Below are 23,748 nucleotides of genomic sequence, written 5' to 3'. Positions count from 1 at the left end.
GCGTCACTCCTGCCGCTTGCTGACCACGACGGCCGCGGGGCGCAGCTGGTTCTCGCCTTCGCCGTAGCCGGGGCGTACCACCTGGACCACGGTGTTCGGCTCGGCATCGGGGTCTTCGGCGACGCCGACGACCTCGTGTCTGGTCGGGTCGAACGGCACACTCGTCTCCTCGTATCGTGGATATCCGAGCCGTCGCATCACATCGATGGCCTGGTCACGTACGGCTTTGACGCCCTCCAATACGGCGGACGGGTCTGATCCGGCGTGGGCGAGGGCCAGGTCCAGATTGTCGAGAATGGGCAGCCAGGCCGCCGCCGTGCGGGCGCGCTCGGCGGCCTGTTCCCGTACCAGCTCCTTGGCGTGGCGCTTGCGCAGGTTGTCAAGATCCGCGAGGGCGCGGCGCCAGCGGTCCTGGAGTTCGTCGAGGGCAGCGGCATGGTCCTCCGCCTCCGGCTGCTGCGTGGACGGGACCTGGCTCAGCTCGTCCTGAGGCGTCGTCGGCTCCTGTTCGGTGGACATGACCCCACATCAACTCTTGTCGAATTCGGCGTCGATCACGTCTTCGTCGGATCCGCTCGCCGCACCCGCTGCCGCACCCTCCTGGTTCTGCTCGGTCGCCCCGGCACGCGCCTGATGCGAAGCAAGCCCGGCGTAGACCTGCTGCAGCTCGGAGGCCAGGGACCTGACCTTGTCCAGCGGCGCTTCCTCCTTGACGGCCTCCCGCGCTTCGGTGATGAGCATCTCGGCCCGTGACTTCTCATGCGCCGGTGCGCTGTCGCCCAGCTCGCTCAGCCGGCGTTCCACCTGATAGGCCACGGCGTCCAGCTCATTGCGGGCGTCCACGACCTCGCGCAGCGCCTTGTCCTCGCCGCGGTTGCGCTCGGCCTCCTCGATCATCCGCTCGACCTCGCTCTGGTCGAGGTTGGATCCCTCGCTGATGGTGATGCCCTGCTCGGCACCGGTGTCCTTGTCGCGTGCGGTGACGTTCAGGATGCCGTTGGCGTCGACGTCGAACGTGACCTCGATCTGCGGCTCGCCGCGGGGCGCGGGCCGGATGTCCTTGAGCTGGAAGCGCCCGAGGACGCGGTTGTCCGCCGCGCGCTCGCGCTCGCCCTGCAGGACCACGACGTCGACAGCTCCCTGGTTGTCCTCGGCTGTGGAGAAGGTCTCCGTGCGGCGGACCGGAATGGTGGTGTTCCGCTCAATGATCTTGGTCATGACACCGCCGCGGGTCTCCACTCCCAGCGACAGCGGAATCACGTCGAGCAGCAGGACGTCCTTGACCTCACCCTTGAGCACGCCCGCCTGAATCGCGGCGCCCATGGCCACGACCTCGTCGGGGTTGACGCTCATGTTCGGGTCCTTGCCGCCGGTCAGCCGGCGGACCAGGCTCTGGACGGCGGGGATACGCGTGGAGCCGCCCACGAGGATGACCTCGTCGATGTCGCTCTCACTGATCTTGGCGTCGGCCATCGCCTGCTTGACCGGTTCCATGGTCCGCTCGACCAGGTCCGCGGTGATCTGCTCGAACGTGGACCGCATGACGGTCTCGGTCAGGTGCTTCGGACCGGCGGCGTCGGCAGTGATGAACGGCAGGCTCACCTGTGTCTGGGTGACGGAGCTCAGTTCGGTCTTGGCCTTCTCGGCAGCCTCGAACAGGCGCTGCAGGGCCTGCGGGTCCTTGCGCAGGTCGATGCCGTTCTCCTGCTGGAACTTGTCCGCGAGGTGGTCCACCAGGCGCCGGTCCAAATCGTCGCCGCCCAGATGGCTGTCGCCGGCGGTGGACCGTACCTCGACCACGCCGTCGCCGACGTCGAGGATGCTCACGTCGAAGGTGCCGCCGCCCAGGTCGAACACGAGCACGGTCTCGTGCCCCTTCTTGTCCATTCCATAGGCGAGCGCGGCCGCGGTCGGCTCGTTGATGATGCGCAGCACTTCCAGGCCCGCGATCTTTCCGGCGTCCTTCGTCGCCGTGCGCTGGGCGTCGTTGAAGTAGGCGGGCACGGTGATGACCGCCTCCGTCACCCGCTCGCCCAGTTGCTTCCCGGCGTCGTCGGCGAGCTTGCGCAGCACCAGGGCGCTGATCTCCTCCGGCGCGTACAGCTTGTCGCGCACCTTGAAGCGCGCATTGCCGTGTTCGTCGGGGACGACATCGAAGCCGACGGCCTTTGCCTCGTCGGAGATCTCGTCGTAACGGCGGCCTATGAAGCGCTTGGCCGAGTAAATGGTGCCCTTGGGGTTGAGAATCGCCTGACGGCGGGCCAACTGGCCGACAAGCCGTTCACCGGTGTCCGTGAACGCGACGACCGAAGGGGTCGTGCGGCTGCCCTCGGAGTTGGGCAGAACCGTCGCCTCCCCGCCCTCCCAGGCGGCGATCACCGAGTTTGTGGTTCCGAGGTCGATTCCGACTGCCTTAGCCATGAAGTACTCCCTCATCGAAGCCCGCGGACGCTTTCAAGCGCCGAATGTCCAGGGTTTTCACCCATCGGCGGCGGTCTTACCGGCCTCCCTGCTCCCGAGCTGGTCGAACAGCGCGGCGGCGCGATCGGCCACCTCGACGTCGACGACAACCTCGTAGCGGCTGGGCTGCATCGCACTGACAGACGTGAAGTCGCGACGCCCACGCTGCATCGCGTACATGATCAACCCGAGCAGTGCGCCGACCACGGCACCGAAGATCAGCCCATAGAGCGCAAGGAGCAGGGCCGACAGCACCGGGTTCAGCCAGTTGAACAGTCCGAAGAGCCAGCCGATCAGGACGCCGGGGAGCGCACCGGACGCAGCGCCGCTCAGCGCCGCCTTGCCATAGTTGAGGCGGCCGACCACCTGTTCGACAAGTTGCAGGTCGCGACCGATTACGGCAACCCGTTCGACGGGAAACCCCTGATCGGAGAGGTAGTCGACCGCGCGTTCCGCCTCCGCGTACGTGGCGTACGTGGCGATGGTCCGACGATTCCGCTCGTCCATATCCGTCTCCTCCGGACGGCGCCGAGCGCCACTGGTTGCGCCACTGGTTCACGATGACTGTTTCCAGCGTCCCGACCGGGGGCGCTGCGCAGCCTGCCCTGCGGGGCCCAAATCCGCACGGACTCTCGACCTGTCAGTACAGGCACTCGAGGCATATAAATCAGGGCAAGCTGCGCATAAGTCAGTAGCCTGGGTGCTTTGAGGGACGGTTCTCCAGGAAAGGGCCCGGATCTTCACCATGACCGCGACTTCGGGCAAGTCTGACCGCTCGCGCCGGAAGACCTGGGGCCAGGAACACGTGGCCAATCTCTACAGCCTGTTCGTGCTCTCCATGATCATGAACGACGGCCGGGACGAGAGTGACATCCTGCGCCTCGCACTGACCTCCGTGGCGGCGGTCGGCCCCTGCCGGGCCGAGGGGGGCTTCCTCACCGTCGACGAGCTCCTCGTCCCCACGCCCGCCGGATGGCCGCATGCCACCTCCGAAATCGACGACCACCTCCAGCACCTGCGCGGCCGGGAAGGGCCGATCCCGGTGCCGGGCCGGGAATGGGGCTGGGCCTTCGCCCTGCACACGAGGGGCGGCGGCATCGGCTACCTGGTGGTCAGCGCGCCGTCGCGGCCCACGGGCGACGAGTTCTTCTTGATCCATGTCCTTGCCCAGCAGACCGCGGCGGCCCTGGCCAATGCCACGGCCAGGCGGAGAGAACGCGACCATGCGCGGGAGCTGCGGCGGCTCAACGCCGACAGGGCGGCCGTGAACGTCCGACTGGCCAACACCATCTCCGAGCTGGAGTACCAGCGTTCCGTGCACGAGGTACTCAGCCAGGCCGCGGCGGGCGGCGGCAGTGTGGCGGGCATCGCCACGGCCGTCTACCGGCTCACCGGCTACCCCGTCGCCATCGAGGACCGCTTCGGCAATCTCCGGGCCTGGGCGGGGCCGGACTGCCCCGATCCGTATCCGAAACCCGACGCGGCACAGCACGAAGAACTGCTGCAGGAAGCTGCCCGCCGGCCGCTCCCGGTACGGGTGGGGGAACGGCTCATCGCCTTGGCCCAGCATCGTGGCGAGGTCCTTGGTGCCATGGTCCTGATCGACGCCGCGGGAAGCGCCGGCCGGCAGGAGGAATTCACCCTCGACCACGCATGCACCGCGCTCGCCCTGGAACTGGCCCATCTGCGCAACATCGCCGAGGTCGAGCTGCGGCTGCGCCGTGAGCTGGTGGACGATCTGATCACCGGCACCGATGACGAGAGTGCCTACGCCCGGGCCGCCGCTGTCGGCCATGACCTGCACGGCCCTCACTATCTGGTCGCTGTGCAGTGGGTGGGCAGGGCGGCCGACGACGCATTCGTCCAGGCAGTCGGCCGTGCGGCCGCAGGTCTGCGGATGCGGTCATTGCTTGCCGGACGATCGGGAATGGCCGTCCTTGTCTCCGAGGGACGGCCGCGTCCAGAAGCGCTGCACCAGGCGATGGTCCGAGAACTGGGCTCACCCAGCGGTTCGATCGGCGTGGGCGGCCGCTGCGACGTGCCGGGCGAGATTCCGCGCTCGTTCGAGGAAGCGCTACGGGCACTGGAGGTCCGCCAGCGCTCACGCTCCCCCAATGGCACCACGGCCTTCGACGAACTGGGCCTCTACCGGATCCTCGGGCCGGGGGGCGATTACCGCGAGGTCGACCAGTTCGTACGTGAATGGCTCGGCCCGCTCCTGGACTACGACGCCGCACATCACTCGGACCTGGCCCAGACCCTCTCCCAGTACTTCGAGTGCGGCGGCAACTACGACGGGACGGCCGCCGCCCTGGGAATCCACCGCAGCACGCTGCGCTACCGGCTCCAGCGCATCCGCGACGTCAGTGGCAGCGATATCACGGACGTGGACAGCCGACTGAATCTGCACGTCGCCACCCGGGTGTGGAAGGTCCTGGGCGGCTCACCCTGATGAGGAGAGATGGACGAGCGGAGAGCGCGAACACCCGTGCCGGTCGTCGCTTCGGCAGTCGCTTCGGCAGTCGCTTCGGCAGTCGCTTCGGTGGGCAGGGTACCGCTGGCTCCGGGTGACCATCTCTGCGCCCTGTACCGGGGGCGTGCCGAACGGGAGCAGTTGTTGACGCCGTTCATCGCGGACGGCCTGCGCGAGGGACACAGCTGTCTGCTTCTGGCCGCGGATGGCGAAGGCCGGGCGCTGCGCGACGTGCTGGCCGCGAACGCCCCCGCGGTCGGCCCGGACTCCGACGGCCTGCAGATCATGGGTCCGAAGGAGAGTTATCTGCTGGACGGGACTTTTGACGGCGATCACATGCTGGACATGCTGCACGCCTGGTCCGACAGCACGTTCTCGGCCGGCAACGGCACCTTCGCCCGCCTGGCTGCCGACATGAGCTGGGCGCAGCCTCTCGTACAGCCTGCCTTCATCCACGATCTGATCCGGTACGAGATGAAGGCGACGCGCTGGTTCATGTCCTGTCCCCAGGTGGGAATGTGCCTGTACGACCTGGAGCTGTTCAGCGGAGACCTGATCATCCCCCTGGTCAAGGCACACCCGAAGGTCTGGCTCAGCGGCATGGTCGTGGAGAACCCGTACTGCGCGGGTCCCGAAGAGGAACTGGACCCACGGGAAGAAGTACTGGAACCGCGGGCGGCCGACGAAGTCTGACGCAGCGCGCCGCCGACCGGTCTTGACCGGCCGGCGGACCGCTCAGCTCGGGACCGCGAACCGCGGGCCTGCGAACTGCCGCGGCGGCTACGGGTGCAGCACGACCTTCGTGTAGCCCTCGACCCGCTTGTCGAACTTCTCGTACGCCGACGGCGCCTGATCCAGGGGCAGTTCATGCGAGACAACGAAGCTCGGCCTCGCCCGGCCCTCGATGATCATGTCGCGCAGGCGCCGGTTGTAGCGCTTCACGTTGCACTGCCCCGTGCCCATCCGCAGGCCCTTCTCGAAGAGCTTGCCGATCGAGACAAGGAGCATGCCGTGCTTGGCCTGCTCGTCCGGGCCTCCGGGGTCGGACGGAACGTAGAGGCCGGGTACGCCGAGCGCTCCGGTGGGCCGGACCGTGCCGACGAGTGAGTTCAGGACGATCGCCGGTTCCTCGCGTCCCGTGCTGTGCGCCGTCGCCTGGTAGCCGACGGCGTCCACGCCCTTGTCCGTGCCGACACCCTCGGTCTGGTCCTTGATCTGCTCCACAGGGTCACCCTCGGCGAAGTTGATCGGTTGCGCGCCGATCTCCCGGGCCTTCTCCAGCCGCTCGGGGACCCGGTCCACGACGAACACCTTCTTCGCGCCGCGCAGCATGGCCGAGTAGGCGGCCATGAGCCCGACCGGCCCGCCGCCGTACACCGCGACACTCTCGCCCGGGCGGACCTGGGCGAGTTCACAGCCGTGGTAGCCGGTGGGGAAGATGTCGGCGAGCAATATGAAGTCGGTCTCGTGCTCGTTTCCCGGCGGCAGTTTCAGGCAGTTGTAGTCGGCGTACGGAACGCGCAGGTATTCTGCCTGGCCGCCCGGCCAGGGCCCCATGGCGACATAGCCGTAAGCGCCGCCCGCGAAGCCGGGATTGACGGTCAGACAGAATCCGGTGAATCCCTCGACGCAATTCGTGCAGAACCCGCAGGCGACATTGAAGGGCATGACCACGCGGTCGCCCTGCTTGAGCGAGGTGATGCCCTGGCCGATTTCCTCGATGATTCCCATGTTCTCGTGGCCGAAGACTATGCCGGGCTCCGCCGCGGTACGGCCCTCGTACATGTGCAGGTCGGAGCCGCAGATCGCGGTGGAGGTGACCCGTACGATCACGTCGTTCGGATGCTGAATCTTTGGCCTTTCAACCTCTTCGACTGCAACGGTGAACGGTCCCTGGTACACGACTGCTTTCATGGCTGCCACCTTCGCTCGGCGGTGCACGTATAATTTCCGCCCCACCCACATTCCGCGACCGCGTGACCCATCTCTCATGATTCTCCGGCCTGCGCCGACACACAACCCGGTAATGTCGGGAGGAATATCCGCCCTGATGTCGTACTGACATGAGGAAAGGGAGGGCAAGGAATAATGGCAGCACAACGGCTCGGGACCCTGCTCGTCCCAGTACCTGGCCTGTCCGGCACCACGTACCCGACTGGAACCACGGTCACTGTCCGCGGTCGCGGCGCGACTGTCGATGCCTTTATCAACGGCGACTGGCTTCCGCTGTCGTGGTGGGAGTTCTCCGACGGCCTCCGCGAGGACATCGCCGACCGCTGACCCCGGCGCGCGAACGGTGATCCGGGCCGCAGACGCCCGGACCTCCCTTCGGCACTCGGCGAGTGCGTTTCGAGGAGCTGCCGGAGCGCTCGGAGCTACTGTCCGAAATGGACCGTCGAGAGCGGCCGGCCGCCCTGTATCACTCCCCCAGGCCGCGCAGCAGCATGCCGAGCCCGCCGAAGAACTCCTGGTCGGCACTGACGCGCCGCGCGTTCCGACGCCGATCGTTACGAGGCCCTCAGCCGCGGCTTCGGCCCGTCGCCCTTCGATCCGACATCGCGTCCCGCCGGCCGCCGCGCCCTGCCTCAGACGCCGGCCGCGTACCGCCAGAAGTCCCGCATCAGCTCAGGGGAGCTGGGCCCGCCCATCTGCAGCTGGCTGAGCATGATGCTGACGGCGCCGGTGGACGGTGTGATGTGCGCTGTCGTCCCGGTGCCACCGACCCAGCCGTAGCGTCCCGGCACGCTCCACGGTTCGACGGCCTCGATATCGACCGCACCGCCGAAGCCCCAGCCCATCCCCTCCAGGAACAACCCGGCGGACTCACGCTCGGACTTGCTCAGGTGGTTGGCGGTCATCTGCCGCACCGACTCGGGCGTGAGCAGCCGACTGTCGCCGGCCGTCCCTTCGGCGAGCATCATCCGCCCGAAGGCGAGCCAGTCGTCGACGGTCGAGACCAGCCCGCCGGCGCCGGACGGGAACGCCGGCGGGCTGCTCCACTGCCCGTCGGCGGCGTCGACCAGCTCGAGACCGCCCTCGGGGTCGCTCCGGTAGTAGCCGGTGAACCGGTCGAGTTTGTCGGCCGGTACCGCGAACGCGGTGTCGGCCATCCCCAGCGGCTCGAACAACCGCTCGGCCAGAAACTCGGGCAGCGGCCGGCCCGTGACCCTGGCGATCAGCACCCCCTGGAGGTCGGAGCTGATGTTGTACAGCCAGCCGTCACCCGGCTGGTGCAACAGCGGAATGCGGGACAGCAGGGCCATCCACTCGTCCGGGGCCGGGACGGTCTGCGGCTGCGGAGGTCCCTGCTTCAGCTCACTGAAAAGCGGCGCGAGCGCGGGCAGCGAAAAGTCGGACGGGAAACCGTACCCGGCACGGGAGCTGAGCAGATGGAACACGGTGATCGGCCGGACCGCGGGGACCACGTCGTCCACGGGCGACGCCGGCGTCCGCACGACGCTCGGTGACGCCAGCTCCGGCAGCCACTGCCCGACCGGCTCGTCCAGCGCGATCCGGCCGTCCTCGACCAGCATCATGACGGCCGCGGCGACGACGGGTTTGGTGATCGACGCGATGCGGAAGATCGAATTTCTGGCCATCGGGGCGGTGCCCTCGATGTCGACAGATCCCACGGCCGCCACTTCGACCCGGTCACCGCGGGCCACCAGGCCCACCGCTCCCGGCACCGAGCCCTTGCTGACGTGCGTCTCCAGAGTGTCGCGCAGATCGGCCATGGGTCCTCCACCCTCTCAAGGCTGCTGTCGGAAGGGGAGACTCCCACCGCGGCCCGGAATCACCGGGCCGGCGCCGTCGAATCGCCCCTTGCTTCGGTGCCATGTCCTGAAGTACGAGACCCCGGCGAGCAATTGGGAGGCGGCTCGGTTCTCGTTCGGCGGAACACGCGTGTCCACGTGACATTTTCTCTGGATGCGTGCTGTGACGGGACGCCACTTGGAGAAAGCACTTCTCCCCTGGCATACAGAACCGCCGCTTCTCATGCCGTCTTGATAGGCAATTTCTTGCCCATGGTTGCCCGCCGACGGGCCCACCGGCGGCGGGCAACCACGGCCCATCACACCGACGAGATCGGGGTCGTCTTCCCTGCGTCCGGCACCGGTGACCCCGGCACCGTCGGGAGGTACTGCAGGCGAAGAGGCGATCGAGTTCGAGTGGCAACCTGACGGTGGACGGCGGAGACTAGAGGCGCGGTTTTGTGGCCGGACAAGAGCTACGACTTTGTGACTTCTTTACTTGCTCCGGCCGGCGACGAGCGTGAGGACCGAGTCGGCCGCAATTGCCGATGGTGATCGAAATTTCCTCAAGGAGCTCGCATGGAGGAGAAATCCGTCGAAGTCTTGACGCCCGGGCCGGATGGATCTGCAATCGCCAAGCGCAGGTACACCGGCCCGAAGAGTGGCATCGAGACTATTCTCGCCGAGGTGCTGGCTGACGTCGTGCGCGTCGAGCGGGTTTCGGTCGACAGCCACTACTTCGACGACCTCGGCGCCAATTCGTTGGTGATGGCCCATTTCTGCGCGCAAGTCAGGAAGCGGGCGGACCTGCCATCAGTGTCGATGAAGGACATCTACCAGTACCCAACGATCCGAAGCCTGGCGGCGGCGCTGGCGGACGCCGCGCCCACTCCTGCCGATTCGCCGGTCCCGGCGCCGAGCGAGGTGGTAGCCCCGGGCAGCACGCTGAGGTACGTCCTCTGCGGAACACTGCAGTTCCTGATTTTCCTCGTCTATTGCTTCGTCTTCGGAGTCGTCGCTTCCCAAGGCTACGGGTGGGTCTCCGCCGACTCGGATTTGGTCGACATCTATCTGCGGTCGGCCGTATTCGGCGGCGCCGGCTTTGTCGGCCTCTGCACATTCCCCATCGTGGCCAAATGGATTCTCATCGGCCGCTGGAAACCGCGCGAGTTCCCCGTCTGGGGTCTGACCTATCTGCGCTTCTGGACCATCAAGGTGCTGATCCACGCCAACCCGATGATCTTCTTCGTCGGCAATCCGCTGTACGTGCTCTACCTGCGGGCCCTCGGCGCGCGGGTCGGCAAGGGCGTCACGATCCTCTCCCGCACCGTTCCGGTCTGCACCGACCTGCTCACGATCGGCGCCGGTACGGTGATCCGCAAGGAAGCGTTCATCCTCTGCTACCGGGCGCACGCCGGGCGTATCCAGACCGGCCCGGTCACCCTCGGCAGGGACGTGTTCATCGGCGAGAAGACCGTGCTCGACATCGACACGTCGATGGGCGACGGTGCGCAGCTCGGCCACTCGTCCGCGCTGCACAGCGGTCAGGTGGTCCCGGACGGCCAGCGCTGGCACGGCTCCCCGGCACAGCGCACGGAGCTCGACTACCTGAGAATCACGTCCGCGGATTGCGGCACGCTGCGCCGGGCCGGCTACGGCCTCGTCACCTTGCTCCAAGTGTTCCTGCTGTACGTGCCGCTGACCGTCGGGGGCACGTACATGCTGGTGAGCATCGTTCCGGCGCTCGGCACCCTGCTCGGCATCGACACGGTCGGATTCACGTCGCCCAGGCTCTACATCGGCGCGCTGGTCCTTTCCTTCGTGCTGTTCTTCGGCCTCGCCATCGTGGGCCTCGCCGTATTGTTCACCGTTCCGCGCCTGTTGAGTGCAATGGTCGAGCCGGACAAGGTCTATCCGCTGTACGGCTTCCATTACTCGACGCACCGGGCGATCGCGCGCATGACCAACATAAAGTTCTTCGCATGGCTCTTCGGCGACAGCTCCTACATCGTCCACTATTTGCGCGGCCTCGGATACGACTTGTCCCATGTCGAGCAGACCGGATCGAACTTCGGCACGGAAGTGCAGCACGAGACGCCGTACTTGAGCTCCGTCGGCAGCGGAACGATGGTCGCGGACGGGCTCTCCATCGTCAATGCCGATTTCTCGAGCACCTCCTTCGTCGTTTCCCGGGCGTCGATCGGACCGCACAATTTCCTCGGGAACAATATCGCCTATCCCTCAGGCGCCAGGACGGGCGACAATTGTCTCCTCGCGACAAAGGTGATGATCCCGCTGGACGGCGAGATCCGCGAGGGAGTGGGTCTGCTCGGCTCGCCGTGCTTCGAGATTCCCCGGTCGGTGGAGCGCGACAGCCGATTCGACCATTTGCGGACCGGGGACGAGAAACGCCGCAGCCTCGCCGCGAAGAACCGCTACAACATTCGCACCATGGGCTTCTTCCTGTTGGTGCGGTGGCTGCACTTCTTCGTGCTCACCGTGTTCGGTCTCGCTGCCGTTGATCTGTACGGTGTTTTCGGGCAGGTGATTATCGCTGCAACCCTGGCACTTACCCTTGGGTTCACAGCTGTCTACTTCGTACTGGTGGAGCGTGGCATCGCGGCATTCCGCGCGCTGAAGCCGCAGTTGTGCTCCATCTACGACCCGTACTTCTGGTGGCACGAGCGCCTCTGGAAGGTGCCTGACGAGTATCTCAACATATTCAACGGCACCCCTTTCAAGAACGTGATCTGGCGACTTCTGGGGGTTCGCCTCGGCAGCAGGGTCTTCGACGACGGCTGCTATCTGACGGAGCGGACGCTCACCACCATCGGGAACGACTGCACGCTCAACGCAGGAAGCAAAATCCAGTGCCACTCGCAGGAGGACGGAACCTTCAAGTCCGACGGCAGCACGATCGGTGTCGGCTGCACGATCGGTGTCGGCGCCCACGTCCACTACGGCGTGACGATGGGCGACGGCGCAGTGCTCGCCCCCGACTCCTTCCTCATGAAAGGCGAGGAAATGCCCGAGCACGCCCGGTGGGGCGGAAACCCGGCCGCGGAGGAGCGAGATGCCCCCTATCAGCCTGCGGCGCTCATGCGGAAGGGGCAGCGGGACCATCTCGGTCAGCGCGCTCAAACCGCTGGACCCGCCGGTCTGCGCGATAGCAACGACGCCTGCGGCGCCGCCCTGGTCGGCGGCGAGCAGCACCGTGGCGACGGTAAGTGAAGGGGAAAGCGATGGGAGTGCGGGTGCAGGCCGACCAGGAGTTCTGGCGCAGTGTTCTCGTCGCCGGTGGTTCCACCGCGATCCCGCGGTGGACGCAAAATCCGGTCGCGGGCGTCGACGAGTACGAGGCGACGATTCCGGACGACGTCGTGGAAGCGTTGTGCCGGCTGGGGCAGGACATGGCCGTGCCGCTCGACTCGGTGCTGCTGGCAGCGCACGCCAAGGTGCTCGCCACGCTGTCCGGCGAGCACGAGGTCGCGACCGGCTACGTCGCCGCGGCGGGTGGCAGGCCGTTGCCCTGCCGGCTGACGACCGAGCCCGACTCGTGGCGGGCGCTGTTGCTGAACACCCATCAAGTCGAGTCGGAACTGCTGTCGCACAAGGACTTTCCGGTCGGTGACCTCGAGGCAGAGCTGGGCCTCACGGAACCGCTGCTCGAGACCGCGTTCGATCCGACCGGCGTCGGTGGCGATCTCGGCGAAGGCATAGCGCTGTGGGTGGGATTCTCCCGCCACGACGGCCAATTCCTGCTGCGGCTGCGGTACCGGACCGACGTACTCGACGCGGACTGTGCCGCCAGGATCGCCGGCTATCACCTCACCGCACTCGCACTGATCGCCGCCGATCCGGATGCCGAGCACGGGCGGCAGACCCTGCTCTCCGCCGAGGAGCTCCAATTCCAGCTCGAAGGGCTCGCCGGACCGCTCCGGGACCTGCCGGACAGCGGGTTCCACGAGCTGTTCGAGCAGCGGGTGAGGGCACACCCGGACGCCGTCGCAGCCGTGCACGGGGAGCGGCAGTGGACCTACCGGGAGCTCAACGCCCGCGCCAACCGGCTGGGACGAGCCCTGTTGGCGCGGGGACTGCGCCGCGAAGGCGTCGTCGCGGTGGTGACCGAGCGCAACCTGGACTGGATGGCCGCCGTCCTCGCGGTCTTCAAGGCCGGTGGCGTGTACCTGCCCATCGAGCCGCATTTCCCGGCCGAGCGCATCAGAGCCACGCTCTCCCGCGCCGAGTGCGAGCTCGTGCTGACCGAAACCGGCAGCACCGCCACCCTCGGCCAGGCCCTCGACTCACTGTCCGGAATCCAGACGCTCTTTGTGGATGCGGCCTACGAGGAGGACCATGCCGACGGTGATCTCGGCGTCGCCGTCGCGCCGGACCAACTCGCCTACATCTACTTCACCTCCGGCTCCACAGGTGAGCCCAAGGGCGCGATGTGCGAGCACGCGGGCATGCTCAACCACCTCTACGCCAAGATCGACGATCTGGAGATCGGCGAGGGGCAGGTGGTCGCCCAGACCGCACCTCAGTGCTTCGACATCTCGCTGTGGCAACTGGTCTCCGCGCTTCTGGTCGGTGGGCGGACCCTGCTGGTCGAGCAGGAGGTGATCCTGGACGTCCAGCGGTTCCTCGACAGAATCGTCGACCGCGGGGTCACGGTGCTCCAACTCGTGCCGTCGTACCTCGAAGTCGTACTGTCCGCTCTGGAACAGCGCCCCCTCCCGTTGCCGGACCTGCGGTACGTGTCCGTCACCGGCGAGGCGGTGAAGAAGGAGCTCACGCAACGCTGGTTCGCGGCCGAGCCCAAGATCAAACTGGTCAATGCCTACGGGCTGACCGAGACCTCCGACGACACAAACCACGAGGTCATGGACCGGGTGCCGGACGGGGAACGGGTCCCGATCGGTCGCCCCGTCAACAACGTGCATGTCTACGTCGTCGACGAGCATCTGTCACCGGTGCCGCTCGGCGCGCCCGGTGCGATCGTCTTCTCCGGAGTCTGTGTCGGCCGCGGGTACGTCAACGACCCCGAGCGCACCCGGCTGGCCTTCATGGCCGATCCGCACCGAAAGCGCCGACGGCTCTACCGAGGGGGCGACTACGGCCGCTGGCAGCCCGACGGCAAGCTGGAGTACCTCGGCCGCCGGGACACCCAGGTCAAGATCCGTGGTTTCCGAATAGAGATCGGTGAGATCGAGAACACCCTGCTGCGGGTGGACGGTGTCCGCGACGGTGCCGTGGTGGTCACCGAGCGGGCCGACCAGAGCAAGCACCTTGTGGCCTTCTACTCCGCCCGGCGGCCACTCGACCCCGACGTACTGCTGGACCGGCTGGGTGCGTCACTGCCCGAGTACATGGTCCCGTCAGCCTTCCACTGGCGGGAAAGCCTGCCGCTGACGCCCAATAGCAAGATCGACAGAAAGACTCTGAGCGCGCTCGCCGGAGAACTCGACTCCGTCGAGGACGACTACAGCGCACCGAGTACCCCCACCGAACAGCGGCTGGCGGCCGCATGGGGACACGTACTCGGCATTCCGCAGGACCGGATCGGGCGGCAGGACCACTTCTTCGACCGGGGCGGCACGTCACTGTCGGCGGTGAAGCTGGCGATCGCCATGGACCGTGCGGTGACCCTCAAGGACGTCACCAGCCACCCCGTCCTCGCCGATCTGGCCGAGCTGGTCGACGGAAGGTCCGAGCGGTGCTCCGGTCTGCTGCAGTCACTGTCGGAATCGGACCGTGCGCAGGCCGGTGCCCTGGTGTGCTTCCCCTACGCCGGCGGCAACGCGGTGAACTTCCAGCCGATGGCCAGGGCGCTGCCGACCGGCGGCCTGGCGGTCTACGCCGTCGAGCTGCCCGGTCACGACGTGGCCGGGCAGAGCGAGCCATTCGCGCCGATGGCACAGGTGGCCGAGCGGATCACCACCGAGATCACCCGGCGTGGCCTGACGAGGGTCCTGCTGTGGGGCCACTCCTCGGGCACCGCGCTGGCCGTGGAGACCGCCAGGCAGCTTCAGGAGCGCGGGGTCGACGTCCAGCGGGTGTTCCTTGGCGCGCAGTTGCTCGGCGACTCCGCCGACCGGCGCGCGGCCATCACCGAGCTGACCGGGCGGAGCAACGCCGAGATTGCCGCCGGACTGAGCGCGGACAGCGGCTACACCGAGCTCGGTGAGCTGGATGCGCATCACGCCGAGCAGGTCGGTGCCGCCTACCGGCACGACTGCGTGTCCGCACACCGCTATTTCGCCGACGCCCTCGACGCCCCGCCGACAGCGAAGCTGACGGCGCCGGTCACCGTGGTCGTTGCCGCCGACGACCCGAACACGGCGGATTTCCCACGTCGTTTCCGCGACTGGCAACTCCTGGCCGAGCACGTCGACCTGCACGAGCTCGCCGACGGCGGCCACTACTTCCTCCGCACCCGACCGACCGAAGCGGCCAAGGCAGTGCTGCGCGCTGCCGAATGGCCCGCTTCTTCCTGAGCCGCGACTGAAAGGAAAACGAGATGTCGTCCTCCCCTCCGACATCACTGCTCGACGTGGAGACCGGGCCCGGCAAACCCCCGATGCTGCGGGTAGAGGCCACCGGCGACGCGGCGAGTTGGGTGGCCGAGCAGCGGGACGTGCTGCGCGCCGTCGTCGCCGAGCACGGTTCGGTCCTGGTCCGTGGCCTGGGGCTGCGCGACGCGGCCGGGACAGGTGCCGTCCTTCAGCGGCTTGCCAACGCCCCGATGACCGAGATGGAGGCCTTCGCTCCCCGTGAGACCTACTCCGAAGGCGTGTACTCCTCATCGCAGTGGCCGCCGAACCAGCCGATGTGCATGCACCATGAACTGAGCTACCGGCTCGAGTTCCCCGGTCTGATGCTGTTCGCGTGCCTGACCGCGCCCGCCGAGGGCGGGGCCACCGCGGTGGCCGACTCGGCAACCGTGCTCGACGCGCTGCCCACCGAGTTGGCCGAACGGTTCGAGCGGGAGGGCTGGCTGCTCACCCGTAGCTACAACGACGAGATCGGGGCGTCCCTGGCCGAGGCGTTCGGGACCGAGGACCGGGGCGCCGTCGAGAGCTACTGCCGTGCCAACGCGATCGAGTTCGAGTGGCAGCCCGACGGCGGACTGCGCACCAGGCAGCGCCGCAGCGCCGTGGTGCGACACCCGGTCACCGGCCGGCGCTGCTGGTTCAACCAGATCGCGTTCCTCAACGAGTGGACGATCGCCCCCGAGGTGCGCGAGTACCTGGTGGACGTCTACGGCGCCGACGGACTGCCGTTCAATACCCGCTTCGGCGAAGGCGACCCGATCGGCGAGGACGTCGTGCAACTGCTCAACAAGCTCTACGTGGACCACACCGCACGCGAGCCTTGGCAGGCCGGCGACCTGCTGCTCGTCGACAACGTCCGTACCGCGCACAGCAGGGAGCCCTTCGAGGGCCCGCGCGAAGTGCTCGTCGCGATGGGCGACCCGGTGCGCCTGGCCGACTGCTCGCCGACCGTCGAAGTGACCGCAGGCTGACCCACCGTCCCTTCCACCGCTACGGAGTCCGCAATGTCCGAGCCGATCACTGTGCCACCGTTCGCGGTGGTCTCCGGTGCCCAGGTTCAACGCGTCCTGCATGGACGCGAGAAGGAGATCGTGGAGTTGGTCGAGGCCACCTACCGGCTGCACAGCGCCGGCCATTCGGTGAACCCGCCGTCCTACTTCCTGCGCTTCCCCGACCGCCCGTCCTCCCGGATCATCGCGTTGCCCGCCTCGATCGGCGGGGAGGTGCGGGTGGACGGCCTGAAGTGGATCTCCAGCTTTCCGGAGAACGTGACGGCCGGCATCCCAAGAGCCTCAGCAGTGCTGATCCTCAACGACCATGACACCGGCTACCCGTTCGCCTGTCTGGAGAGCTCGATCATCAGCGCCACCAGGACGGCCGCGTTGGCGGCGTCGGCGGCCGAATGCCTCAGCCGCGGCCGGTCGCGGCCGAAGCGCGTCGGGTTCTTCGGGACGGGCCTGATCGCCCGCTACATCCACACGTTCCTGACCGGCACCGGCTGGTCCTTCGACGAGATCGGCGTGCACGACGTCTCCGCCGACAGCGCGGCCGGCTTCCGCTGTTACCTGGAGCAGTCGGGCACTCCCGGCCGGATCACCGTGCACGACAGCTCCGAGGAGTTGATCCGCCTCAGCGACCTGGTGGTCTTCGCCACCGTCGCCGGTCAGCCGCATGTGAGCGACGTGTCGTGGTTCGCACACAATCCGTTGGTGCTGCACGTGTCGCTGCGCGACCTCGCGCCGGAGGTCGTGCTCGCTTCGACCAACATCGTCGATGACGTCGAGCACTGCCTCAAGGCCAACACCTCGACGCATCTGGCCGAGCAGCTCACGGGCAACCGGGACTTCCTGGACGGCACGTTGGACGACGCGATGGCCGGGCGGGTGACGGTGCCGGCGGACCGCCCGCTGGTGTTCTCGCCCTTCGGCCTCGGCGTGCTGGACCTCGCGGTAGGCAAGTGGGTCTACGACGAGGTGGCCCGCTCCGGAGAGTTGCACGTCATCGACGACTTCTTCCACGAACTGAGCCGGTACGGGAGCGCCGGCCAAGAGCCCAGGAGGCTTATGCAGGACTAATCCAAGAAGAGATCACCGGTCAAGTCGCCGCAGATCTGGGCGCACTACACCGCGGACGCTGACGCAGGGCTGACCGTCCGGCCCTGGCTGGACCGAGGCTCCCGCCCCAAAAAGCGAGAAGCCGGCCCACGGTCGGATGGACGTTCCGAAAGTGCTCTGCTGCAGATGAGGAGGCCACCGTGCCCGTCATATCCGTTCCATACTCTTTCAACGAAGCGGAGCTCTATGTCGACCTCCGGCCTATCTTCGGGCAGTCCCTCTTCCTCAAATGTGAGGGCTTCAACTTCGCCGGCTCGATCAAACTGAAGGCCGCGACCGAGATGGTGGAGACCGCTGAGCGGGATGGGGACCTGACGCCGGAATCGATCCTGGTCGAGTCCTCGTCCGGAAACCTCGGCGTGGCGCTGAGCATGATTGCGGCGAGCAAGGGCTACCGATTCCTGTGCGTGACGGACTCCCGCTGCAACCTGTCGACCAGGCTGATGATGGAGGCGTTGGGCAGCCAGGTGCACATCATCTCCGGACAGGAGGCCAACGGCGGCTTCCTCGGCGCGCGGATCGACTACGTCCGTGCGCTGTGCGCGTCCGACGACCGATACGTATGGCTCAGTCAGTACACCAATCCGGGCAACTGGAAGGCGCACTACCGCAAGACGGCACCGGAGATCGCCCGCCTGTTTCCGGGACTGGACGTGCTGTTCGTCGGAGCCGGCACCACCGGGACCCTGATGGGCTGCGCGCGCTACTTCCGGGACTGGCACCGGCCGGTGCGGATTGTCGCAATCGACAGCGTCGGTTCGGTGGCCTTCGGCGGTGCGCCCGGCCGCCGGATGATTCCCGGCCTCGGCATGAGCATCCGTCCACCGCTGCTCGACGAGTCGTATGTGGATGAGGTGATACGCGTCGAGGAGGCGGACACCATCCGTACCTGCCACCGGCTGGCCAGGCGCGGATTCCTGTTCGGCGGCTCCACCGGCACCGTGGTCAGCGGCGCGATGGACTGGTTGGCCCAGCATGAGGGGCGTGAACTCACCGCGGTAGCCATCGCCCCGGACCTGGGCGATCGCTACCTCGACACCATTTACCAGGCCAACTGGCTGCAGGATCTCTACGGCGACGACGTGCTCGACTCCGACGAGGTGGCCGCCGGTTCCTGGGCGGGCTCCTCCTCGCCACCGACCCGGTCGGGCTAGCGGCCGGCGCCGCGGACCGGCAACCGCAGTCGCAACCGGCCGAGGCTGCGGACCGGCGAGCGACCCCAGTCGCAACTGGCCGGCGCTACGGACCGGCGACCACAGTCGCAACGGCCGAGACTGCGGACCGGCGACCGCGGTCACAACCTGCCGGCGCCGCGGACCCGGCGACCGCGGTCACAACCGGCCGAGGCTGCCAGTGACCTCCGTACGAGCATCGAGGTGGCCCAGGGCGAGAGCCCCCGGGACTGATCCCCGCACCGGGTGCGTGCCTCCCGGGGAGCAGCCGCGCGCGCCGGGCAACCTCCCTCGTCATCGACGAACGTGCGGTCGGCGCAGCGCGGGTGGACGGCGGCACCGACGCCCTCTCGCGGACCGTACGCAATCTCCTCGACAACGCCGCCCGCCACGCGACCAGCCGGATCGAAGTCCGCCTCTCGACCGTCGACGGCATCGCGGAACCGGTCGCCGCCGACGACGGACATGGGATCCCTCAGGCCGACCGGCGCCGCGTCCTTGACCGCTTCACCCGCCCGGACGACTCCCGCGCCGGAGACACTGGCGGCAGCGGACTCGGCCTCGCCATCGTCTACGACATCGTCACCGCCCACCGCGGCGGCACCTACATCGAGGACAACGCCCCGGCGCCCGCCTCCGTACGCCTCCCTGCCGCCGGCAGCTGACCGCTGCCTCACGATGGCAACCCGCAGGGAGCCGGTCGCATTTCTTGGGCTCTGACGCGTCCCACCCGACGAGTTCGGCGGATCCGTCGAGTCATCAGGTCAGCCGTCCCGGACTATTGACTCCGAGTGTGATAGTCGCGATTCTCATCGCATTGCTTGCGCGGGCATGACAACCCATCGCCGGGACGGACGTGGCCGCGGGCGGCATCGGCTCCTCACCCCCCACCATCCGCTCACCGAAGGCTGAGTGATGCCCATGACTCGACACTCGCACCGCAAACGCAGGCCCATCGCGGTTCTGTCGTTGCTCCTCACCGTGGTGGCCATGGTCCTGGGCCCAGCGCCCAGCTCATCGGCTGAGTCCGACTGGTGGACCCCGCCCGCGCGGCCCGCGCCCGACTCCCAGATCAATGTCACGGGCGAGCCCTTCAAGGGGACCGACTCCCAGGGACAGGTACGGGGCTTCGTCGACGCACACAACCACCTGATGTCCAACGAAGCCTTCGGCGGCCGGCTCATCTGCGGCAAGACGTTCTCCGAACTGGGTATCGCCGACGCGCTCAAGGACTGCCCCGAGCACTACCCCGACGGCTCGCTCGCGATCTTCGACTTCATCACCAAAGGTGGCGACGGCAGGCACGACCCCAACGGATGGCCGACGTTCAAGGACTGGCCGGCCCATGACTCGTTGACCCACCAGCAGAACTACTACGCCTGGGTCGAACGGGCCTGGCGCGGCGGTCAGCGGGTGCTGGTCAACGACCTCGTCACCAACGGCGTGATCTGCTCGGTCTACTTCTTCAAGGACCGCAGCTGCGACGAGATGACCTCCATCCGCCTGCAGGCGCAGAAGACGTACGACATGCAGGCCTTCATCGACAAGATGTACGGCGGCCCCGGCAAGGGCTGGTTCAGGATCGTCACCGACTCCGCGCAGGCCCGCGAGGTCATCCAGCAGGGCAAGCTGGCCGTCGTTCTGGGGGTCGAGACCTCCGAGCCGTTCGGCTGCAAGCAGATCCTCGACATCGCCCAGTGCAGCAAGGCCGACATCGACCGCGGCCTCGACGAGCTGCACAAGCTGGGCGTACGCAGCATGTTCCTGTGCCACAAGTTCGACAACGCACTGTGCGGGGTCCGATTCGACTCGGGCACCCTCGGCACGGCGATCAACGTCGGCCAGTTCCTGTCGACCGGCACCTTCTGGAAGACCGAGAAGTGCACAGGCCCGCAGCACGACAACCCCATCGGCCTCGCGTCGGCGCCCCAGGCGGAGAAGAGACTCCCGCCGGGCGTTGAGGTCCCGTCGTACGCCAACGACGCGCAGTGCAACACCCGCGGGCTCACCGAACTCGGCGAGTACGCCGTGCGCGGCATGATGAAACGCAAGATGATGCTGGAGATCGACCATATGGGCGTCAAGGCCGCGGGCCGGGCGTTCGACATCTTCGAGTCCGAGTCGTACCCCGGTGTGATCTCCTCGCACAGCTGGATGGACCTCAACTGGACCGAGCGGGTCTACCGTCTGGGCGGCTTCATCGCCCAGTACATGCACGGCGCCGAGGGGTTCAGCGAGGAGGCGAAGCGCACGGACGCGCTGCGCGAGAAGTACAACGTCGGCTACGGCTACGGCACCGACATGAACGGCGTGGGCGGCTGGCCGGGCCCCCGCGGCGCGGACACCCCGAACCCGGTGCGCTACCCCTTCCGCAGCGCCGACGGCAGCGCAGTCATCGACAAGCAGACCACCGGCGAGCGCACTTGGGACATCAACACCGACGGCGCCGCGCACTACGGCCTGGTCCCTGACTGGCTGGAGGACATACGGATCGTCGGCGGCAAGGGCGTTGTGGACGACCTCTTCCGCGGCGCCGAGTCCTACCTCGACACCTGGAAGGCTTCCGAGAGCCACAAGGCCGGGGTGAACCTTGCCGCAGGCTCGTCCACCTCGGCCAGTTCGTCGGAGTGGAGTCTGTTCACGAGCTACGCACCCGACAGGGCCGTGGACGGCAACGCGGACACTCGCTGGGCGAGCGACTGGAGCGACGACCAGTGGCTCCGGATCGACCTCGGGGCCCCGAGCCTGATCAAGCGCGTCACCCTCAACTGGGAGCGCGCCTACGGGAAGGCATACCGCATCGAGGTCTCCACCGACGGCACGAACTGGCAGTCCGTGTGGTCCACGACCGCCGGCGACGGCGGCCTGGACACGGCGCAGTTCACCGGAACATCAGCCCGCTACGTACGCGTCCACGGGACGCAGCGCGGCACCGGCTGGGGCTATTCCCTCCACGAAGTCGGCGTCTACAGCAGCTGACGCCACCGCTGGAGTGGCCAAGGGCCGGGGCCGGCCGGATCAACTCTCCTGATCCGGCCGGCCCCGGCCGCCTTCCTTGGCACGGCACAAGACCGAAGGAAACGACATGGCACGAATGCCGTCGGCCGAGCGGCGCCGACAGCTGATCGAGGCAGCGATCCGCGCGATGACCCGAGACGGTGTCTCCAGGACGACGACGCGGTCCATCGCCGCCGAGGCGGGCGTCTCACTGAGCGTCTTCCACTACTGCTTCGACTCCAAGCAGGAGCTGCTCGAGTCCGTCATCGCGGCGATCACCGATCACTACGTCACGGTGGTGAAGGAGGCGATCCGGCCGAGGACCACCCTTCGGGAGACCATCCGGGCGGGATTCCAGGCCTACTGGGACCATGTGTCCGCCAACCCCGGGGAGCACATGCTCACTTACGAACTCACGCAGTACGCCCTGCGCCAGCCGGGATTCGAGCATTTGGCACGACGGCAGTACGAGCTGTACTCCGACACCTACACCGAACTCATCGAACAGCTCTGTCACAGCATGAAGTTCGAACTCCGCATACCCGTGTCCGTGCTGGCCCGGTACCTGGCCGCCATGACCGACGGACTGACCCTGAACTTCCTCGTCCTCGGCGACGAGACCGCCGCGGCGGACATCCTCGACACGATCGCCGACCAGGTCGTCAACCTCGTCCGCGACGAATTCCGACCGGCCGCCGCCGGGACCGTGTCACCACCGCGCTCCATCTGACTCGGGCCACACGTCGCGCACCCCTGGGACGGCGACGACGGGCGGCCGACCAGGTTGTAACCGGAGTCATGGACAGGTGGCAGCGGGCCCGCCGGGTCCGCGCGGGGCGTGCCCGGAGAGCCGAACGACCAGCGGAGGTTGTCGCGGTCCGCCGAGCTCCTGTCGGGGATCTGGACAGCAGGGTTCCGGCCAGGCAAGCTGCATCGGCGATCAAGCGCAGCCACGGCTGCATCGTGCCGTGGGGGTATGGAATGGCGAACCAATCGCAGGCCGACTTGTCGCGGGAGCACATCCGTTACCGGTTGACACTTCTCCAACGAGTGCTGCCCGTTTTGCCCGGCGCAGTCATCTTCACGGCCGTCCAGATCTTGCTCTGGGCGGAAGGGGGGCCGTCCGACCCGGTCTTCTTCGCAGGCCTGCTCCTGTGGGTTGCCGCGCCTTTTGTGGGCCTGGTCTGCTCGTCGCGCTTGGGTATCACCCTCACGACCTCGGCGGCCGTCGTGCACAGATTGCGCCGCAGGGTCATCCCGTGGTCCGACGTCCAGGCCATCCGGATCGAGTCGTTCATGGGGAGCAGGACGATCGTCCTCAACGAGGCGAACGGCCGCCGAACCGAACTGCCGGCACCCATAACCGGGTTCCTCAGCCGGGATCGGAGGTTCGAGGAAAAGTTCCACACAATCGGCCAGTGGTGGCTGGATCACCGGGGACCGGACTGGACTCCTGTCCCGCCGGCGTGGGCAGAGGCGGATGGTGGGGCGCCTGCCGGGAATCCCTTCGCGCCTCCCGCGCAGTCGTGATTCGCATGCCCTGCGGGCGCGACACCGGGGTTCCACAGCGCCCACTGCCGCTCCCGGGTTCCGGTCTGCGCCAGTCTTCGGGGTCGGGGGCACACAGACACAGATCTGGTCTTCAGTGCTTCCGGCCTGGAGTAGCGGCGGCCGGCTGCGATCCGGCTGACGTGATCCGTTGCCCTCCGGCATTGGGTGCGGCAGACGCGGTGTGATCCGCCCAGAGCAAGTTGACATTTCCTGATTTGCATGGTTATCACCCATTCGGGTGGTGCATCCCGGGGCTCGGCCGTAGCGTCGGTTCAGGAACAGTCCAGTCCCTGGAAGAAGAGCGCCACCACCACCGACGACTGTTCCTGACGCGAAGACCGCAGAGCGCGTCGCGCGTCGGGTGTACACGCAGGGCCACGTGGGCTCGAAAAGAGGCAGCTGGGGAGCCGACATGCAGAGATACAAGTTCAAAACAGCGGTCGTGCTCTGCGCTGCCACAGCGCTCGCAGCGGCAACAGCAGTACCGGCATCCGCTTCCGTGGAGGCACCCTCGCCCGCTCACGTCGTGGCCGTCGACTGTTTCTCGAAGTCACAAACACGCCCCGGCGACTTCTTGCTCGCCTGCGGGGACGGCAACAATCGCCTCACCGCACTCCGATGGTCCAGTTGGGGACCGACGTCCGCTGTGGGCAGGGGGCTCGACGTAGTGAATGA

Annotated in this window: 16 protein-coding genes; 11 read left to right on the top strand and 5 right to left on the bottom strand. The window is 67.4% G+C overall.

Features of this window, described 5'->3' with window-relative positions; all coding sequences use genetic code 11:
• Window positions 1-3: 3 nt before the first annotated feature.
• The 3 genes from J7E87_RS04905 to J7E87_RS04895 are packed head-to-tail and all read right to left on the bottom strand — an operon-like array spanning window position 4 to window position 2,967.
• Window positions 4-519 (bottom strand): nucleotide exchange factor GrpE, encoded by a 516-nt coding sequence (locus tag J7E87_RS04905; protein WP_215090242.1) that lies wholly within the window; start codon window positions 517-519, stop codon window positions 4-6.
• Between the two features lie 9 nt (window positions 520-528).
• Window positions 529-2,421, bottom strand: a complete 1,893-nt coding sequence (gene dnaK, locus J7E87_RS04900) for a molecular chaperone DnaK (RefSeq protein WP_215090240.1) — start codon at window positions 2,419-2,421, stop codon at window positions 529-531.
• A gap of 57 nt (window positions 2,422-2,478) precedes the next feature.
• Entirely contained in the window at window positions 2,479-2,967 is a 489-nt protein-coding gene (locus J7E87_RS04895) for a general stress protein (RefSeq protein ID WP_215090238.1), read from the bottom strand.
• A gap of 238 nt (window positions 2,968-3,205) precedes the next feature.
• Here J7E87_RS04895 and J7E87_RS04890 point away from each other — a divergent pair, with 238 nt between their 5' ends.
• Entirely contained in the window at window positions 3,206-4,912 is a 1,707-nt protein-coding gene (locus tag J7E87_RS04890; RefSeq protein WP_215090236.1) for a CdaR family transcriptional regulator, read from the top strand.
• Window positions 4,913-4,921: 9 nt separating this feature from the next.
• Window positions 4,922-5,626: an MEDS domain-containing protein gene (locus J7E87_RS04885; RefSeq protein ID WP_215090234.1), complete on the top strand. Its 705-nt coding sequence runs from the start codon at window positions 4,922-4,924 to the stop codon at window positions 5,624-5,626.
• A gap of 87 nt (window positions 5,627-5,713) precedes the next feature.
• Here the strand turns inward: J7E87_RS04885 and J7E87_RS04880 are convergent, their stop codons facing one another.
• A complete protein-coding gene (locus J7E87_RS04880) occupies window positions 5,714-6,847 on the bottom strand; it encodes a glutathione-independent formaldehyde dehydrogenase (protein ID WP_215090232.1) in 1,134 nt (377 codons plus the stop codon).
• Window positions 6,848-7,021: 174 nt separating this feature from the next.
• On the opposite strand from J7E87_RS04880, the gene J7E87_RS04875 reads away from it, so the two are divergent.
• Window positions 7,022-7,213 carry a hypothetical protein gene (locus J7E87_RS04875; RefSeq protein ID WP_215090230.1) on the top strand — a complete coding sequence of 64 codons (192 nt, stop codon included), beginning with the start codon at window positions 7,022-7,024 and terminating at the stop codon, window positions 7,211-7,213.
• 305 nt (window positions 7,214-7,518) lie between these two features.
• Here the strand turns inward: J7E87_RS04875 and J7E87_RS04870 are convergent, their stop codons facing one another.
• A complete protein-coding gene (locus J7E87_RS04870; protein WP_215090229.1) occupies window positions 7,519-8,667 on the bottom strand; it encodes a serine hydrolase in 1,149 nt (382 codons plus the stop codon).
• 597 nt (window positions 8,668-9,264) lie between these two features.
• Between J7E87_RS04870 and J7E87_RS04865 the strand changes: the two genes are divergently transcribed.
• From J7E87_RS04865 to J7E87_RS04830, 8 genes are all read left to right on the top strand, one after another.
• Window positions 9,265-11,916: a Pls/PosA family non-ribosomal peptide synthetase gene (locus J7E87_RS04865; protein ID WP_215090227.1), complete on the top strand. Its 2,652-nt coding sequence runs from the start codon at window positions 9,265-9,267 to the stop codon at window positions 11,914-11,916.
• A gap of 11 nt (window positions 11,917-11,927) precedes the next feature.
• Window positions 11,928-15,182: an amino acid adenylation domain-containing protein gene (locus J7E87_RS04860; RefSeq protein WP_215090225.1), complete on the top strand. Its 3,255-nt coding sequence runs from the start codon at window positions 11,928-11,930 to the stop codon at window positions 15,180-15,182.
• Between the two features lie 23 nt (window positions 15,183-15,205).
• Entirely contained in the window at window positions 15,206-16,210 is a 1,005-nt protein-coding gene (locus tag J7E87_RS04855) for a TauD/TfdA family dioxygenase (protein WP_215090223.1), read from the top strand.
• A 33-nt stretch (window positions 16,211-16,243) separates the two neighbouring features.
• Window positions 16,244-17,314 carry a 2,3-diaminopropionate biosynthesis protein SbnB gene (sbnB, locus tag J7E87_RS04850; RefSeq protein WP_215090221.1) on the top strand — a complete coding sequence of 357 codons (1,071 nt, stop codon included), beginning with the start codon at window positions 16,244-16,246 and terminating at the stop codon, window positions 17,312-17,314.
• Between the two features lie 179 nt (window positions 17,315-17,493).
• Complete coding sequence (sbnA, locus tag J7E87_RS04845) at window positions 17,494-18,507, top strand: 2,3-diaminopropionate biosynthesis protein SbnA (protein ID WP_215090219.1); 1,014 nt, start codon at window positions 17,494-17,496, stop codon at window positions 18,505-18,507.
• 344 nt (window positions 18,508-18,851) lie between these two features.
• Window positions 18,852-19,190, top strand: coding sequence for an ATP-binding protein (locus tag J7E87_RS04840; RefSeq protein WP_215090218.1), 339 nt, complete (start codon window positions 18,852-18,854; stop codon window positions 19,188-19,190).
• 256 nt (window positions 19,191-19,446) lie between these two features.
• Complete coding sequence (locus J7E87_RS04835) at window positions 19,447-21,504, top strand: discoidin domain-containing protein (protein WP_215090216.1); 2,058 nt, start codon at window positions 19,447-19,449, stop codon at window positions 21,502-21,504.
• A 106-nt stretch (window positions 21,505-21,610) separates the two neighbouring features.
• Entirely contained in the window at window positions 21,611-22,252 is a 642-nt protein-coding gene (locus J7E87_RS04830) for a TetR/AcrR family transcriptional regulator (RefSeq protein WP_215090214.1), read from the top strand.
• The last annotated feature ends 1,496 nt before the right edge of the window (window positions 22,253-23,748 follow it).

Origin of the sequence: Streptomyces sp. ISL-1 (assembly GCF_018614585.1) — a bacterium.
GTDB lineage: Bacteria > Actinomycetota > Actinomycetes > Streptomycetales > Streptomycetaceae > Streptomyces > Streptomyces maoxianensis.
Note: the sequence above shows the minus strand (reverse complement) of the source record. Positions and strands in the feature narration are given on the sequence as shown.

Bases quoted from the DNA above. Each gene is read 5' to 3' on its own strand.
- J7E87_RS04905 (WP_215090242.1), bottom strand. From the start codon at position 519: ATGTCCACCGAACAGGAGCCGACGACGCCTCAGGACGAGCTGAGCCAG.
- dnaK (WP_215090240.1), bottom strand. From the start codon at position 2,421: ATGGCTAAGGCAGTCGGAATCGACCTCGGAACCACAAACTCGGTGATC.
- J7E87_RS04895 (WP_215090238.1), bottom strand. From the start codon at position 2,967: ATGGACGAGCGGAATCGTCGGACCATCGCCACGTACGCCACGTACGCG.
- J7E87_RS04890 (WP_215090236.1), top strand. From the start codon at position 3,206: ATGACCGCGACTTCGGGCAAGTCTGACCGCTCGCGCCGGAAGACCTGG.
- J7E87_RS04885 (WP_215090234.1), top strand. From the start codon at position 4,922: ATGGACGAGCGGAGAGCGCGAACACCCGTGCCGGTCGTCGCTTCGGCA.
- J7E87_RS04880 (WP_215090232.1), bottom strand. From the start codon at position 6,847: ATGAAAGCAGTCGTGTACCAGGGACCGTTCACCGTTGCAGTCGAAGAG.
- J7E87_RS04875 (WP_215090230.1), top strand. From the start codon at position 7,022: ATGGCAGCACAACGGCTCGGGACCCTGCTCGTCCCAGTACCTGGCCTG.
- J7E87_RS04870 (WP_215090229.1), bottom strand. From the start codon at position 8,667: ATGGCCGATCTGCGCGACACTCTGGAGACGCACGTCAGCAAGGGCTCG.
- J7E87_RS04865 (WP_215090227.1), top strand. From the start codon at position 9,265: ATGGAGGAGAAATCCGTCGAAGTCTTGACGCCCGGGCCGGATGGATCT.
- J7E87_RS04860 (WP_215090225.1), top strand. From the start codon at position 11,928: ATGGGAGTGCGGGTGCAGGCCGACCAGGAGTTCTGGCGCAGTGTTCTC.
- J7E87_RS04855 (WP_215090223.1), top strand. From the start codon at position 15,206: ATGTCGTCCTCCCCTCCGACATCACTGCTCGACGTGGAGACCGGGCCC.
- sbnB (WP_215090221.1), top strand. From the start codon at position 16,244: ATGTCCGAGCCGATCACTGTGCCACCGTTCGCGGTGGTCTCCGGTGCC.
- J7E87_RS04835 (WP_215090216.1), top strand. From the start codon at position 19,447: ATGACTCGACACTCGCACCGCAAACGCAGGCCCATCGCGGTTCTGTCG.
- J7E87_RS04830 (WP_215090214.1), top strand. From the start codon at position 21,611: ATGGCACGAATGCCGTCGGCCGAGCGGCGCCGACAGCTGATCGAGGCA.